We start from the raw sequence: 2,731 nt of genomic DNA, 5'->3' as shown, positions 1-2,731 counted from the left end.
CCCGCCGTGGCCACCGCAGCGGCGGCCAGGGCGGGCTTGCCCGATGCCGCGCGCAACTTGGCTGCGCCCGCCTTGCCGGAGGCAGGCTTGGAGGAGACAGGCTTGGCAGTTGCGGCTTTGGAGGCCTTGGCCTTGGCCTGCCTGGCATGGGCTGCCGGGCTGAAGGACACCGCGGACAGCGCGACCAGCAGCACGGCCACCCCGGCGGCCCGCGCATGCAGGCGCAGCAGGCCGGTGGGTGGCAGTGCCAGGGGACGCGCTTTTTCAGGCATCAGGAGCCGGTTCCTTCATGGGTGATGCGCCATTGTCCCTTTTCGCGCTGCATGCGCAGGGTCTTGCGGGTAGTGGTCTTGAGCGCGCCCGATGCGTAGTACTGGCGGAACTGGGCCGTGGCCTTGTCGCCATCCACGGTCACCTTCAGGTCGCGCACATTGACGACGATGGCGGTGCGGCCAACGATGCGCTGGCGGCGCTGTTCCTTCCACTTGGCCAGGCTGCTGCCATCGGCCGGGGAGAAGTGGTCGCTGTAGGCGTCCAGGTAGCGGTCCATGTCCTGGCCGGCCCATGCGGTGGACCAGGCCTTGACGGCGGCTTCCACTTCCTGCGCGGCAGCCGATTGTGCGGCCTTCTTCTCATCGACGGCAGGCGCTGCCTTGGCAGGCTCGGCGGCGGCCACGGCGGTGGCGGCTGCTGCGGTAGCCGGAGCGGCGGCCTTGGCCGCTGCCTGCCTGGCTTCCTCGGCCGCGCGGGCCTTGTCCTGTGCTGCCTGAGCGGCCTTTTCCTGGGCCAGCTTGGCCTCTGCCGCCTTGGCTTCCGCCGCCTTGGCCTGGGCCAGCTTGGCTTCTGCAGCCTTGGCCTCGGCAGCCTTGGCTTCTGCAGCCTTCGCTTCCGCCGCCTTGGCCTGGGCGGCCTTGGCATCGGCGGCCTTCACTTCAGCGGCCTTGAATTCGGCAGCCTTGGCCTCTGCGGCCTTGGCTTCGGCGGCGCGGGTCTCGGCCAGCTTGGCGTCGGCTTCGCGGGCCTGGGCTGCCTTGGCATCGGCCACCTTGGTCGAGGCGGCCGTCGCTGTGGCCGTGGCCTGGGCCGTCTTGACCTGGGCGCCGCCCTGCTTGGGGAAGATCTGCGTGATCAGGGCCAGCTTGGGCTGGATGGCCTGGCGCGACCCGTCCAGCTGCAAGGCCTTGGCATAGGCATCGCTGGCCATGCGCGCATACAGGTCGCCCAGGTTCTCATGCGCCGTGGCGTAGCTGGGGTTGGTGCGAATGGCCTGCTCCAGCACTTCCGAGGCCTTGCGCTCCTGGCCCTCGGCGGCGTACAGCACGGCCAGGTTGTTGTAGGGCTCGGGCAGGCTGGGGTAATCACGGGTCAGCGCCGTGAAGATCTTGATGGCCTGGGCGTTCTGGCGCTGCTCCGCCGCGATCACGCCCTGCAGAAAGCGCATCTGCACATCGGCCGGGTTCTGCTTGAGGTAGGCCTCGGCCTGCTTGGCGGCCTGGGGCGCCTTGCCCTGCTCCAGCAGCCGGGAGACCTCGTCCACCGCCTCCTGCGACGCATGGGCAAACGCCCCGCACAAAGCGGCCCCCAGGCTGAAGGCGGCAATGGCCACAGGTCGGGCTATCCGCAAATAGGTACGACCCGGCACTCGCGACGGAACTCTGGACGAAATCAGCATATGGGCGCTCTCTACGCAATGAAAGTTGGAAGACGGGCCTGTTCGCTTTTGGGCTTCTTGCACACGCCGATATGCGCCTGCAGCCAAAAGCCAGCGATTTTATAGGCGAAAGCCACCTTGCCCCGCTGCATGGGTCCTTGAGACAAGGGCCATGAAACACGGCGCAAAGCCTGCTCCGAGGTAACGGAGCGGACCGGGCGGCGTTACGTAACGTGTGCCGTAACAGACCGTTGCTGAGACATTGTGATCAATAACAAAAACCATACAAATCAATATCTTAGGAAGATTCCTAGGCCATCCAGACCTGCCACCGGCACATGGCATGCATGTTGCACAAAAGGGCTCGACAGATTTCACGGCTTCCAAGCCACCGTCTGACCTTGTCGTTTCAACCCTTGTCTGGAGAGAGCAAATGACCGCCCAATCGATGCAGCCCACTGGCAACACCACCGTCAGCCCCGTGCAGTTTGCTGACCAGCAGCCCTCCACCGTTGTGCTTGCACAGCTGGGCACATCGAACACGCAGCCCGGCGCGGCTGCGGTGCTCATGCCCCGGGGCGCCGGTCCCGCCACGATGTCCCAGGTCAGCCCGGGCGTGCAGATCGTGCGCAACGGAGAAACCCTGATGGCCCAGCCCGGCAGCGCGCTGCAGGTGGGCGACAAGATCATCGTGCCCGCCGACGGCAGCGCCAAGGCGCTGTTCCAGGGCAAGGACGGCCAGACCCTGGTCGGCACCTTCGAGGGCGGCACGCAGGCCACGCTGACCCAGCGCGACGGCGACGGCGCAGGGGCCATGGTGCTGGACCTGGCCTCTGGCAACGTCCAGGTGGCACCCGCCAATGACGGCGACGCCCTGGGCCTGATCGTCACCAAGGAAAGCGCCGCGGCCGCAGCCGGTGGCTCCGTGCTCAGCGACTTCCTGCTGGCCGGCCTGATCGGCGCGGGCGGCGTGGGCCTGATCGCAGCAGCCAACAGCAGCGACGACGATCCGGCGCCCCCGCTCCCGACCGACCCCACCAACCCGACGAATCCGACGGATCCGACCTACCCCACGAACCC

The 2,731-nt window shown here is 67.3% G+C and carries 1 protein-coding gene and 2 pseudogenes; 1 reads left to right on the top strand and 2 read right to left on the bottom strand.

The window, feature by feature from the left end:
• Window positions 1-272 (bottom strand): annotated as a pseudogene (locus tag ACM14_RS30120) (hypothetical protein); the annotation flags it as partial.
• Entirely contained in the window at window positions 272-1,606 is a 1,335-nt protein-coding gene (locus ACM14_RS30115; protein ID WP_254662168.1) for a tetratricopeptide repeat protein, read from the bottom strand. The pseudogene ACM14_RS30120 and the gene ACM14_RS30115, both read right to left, overlap by 1 nt.
• Window positions 1,607-2,084: 478 nt before the next feature.
• On the opposite strand from ACM14_RS30115, the pseudogene ACM14_RS30110 reads away from it, so the two are divergent.
• Window positions 2,085-2,731 (top strand): annotated as a pseudogene (locus tag ACM14_RS30110) (hypothetical protein); the annotation flags it as partial.

The organism is Delftia sp. JD2 (genome assembly GCF_001682645.1).
GTDB classification, from domain to species: Bacteria; Pseudomonadota; Gammaproteobacteria; order Burkholderiales; family Burkholderiaceae_C; genus Comamonas; species Comamonas acidovorans.
The sequence above is the reverse complement of the archived record's forward strand: the minus strand, read 5'-3'. Positions and strand labels throughout refer to the sequence as shown.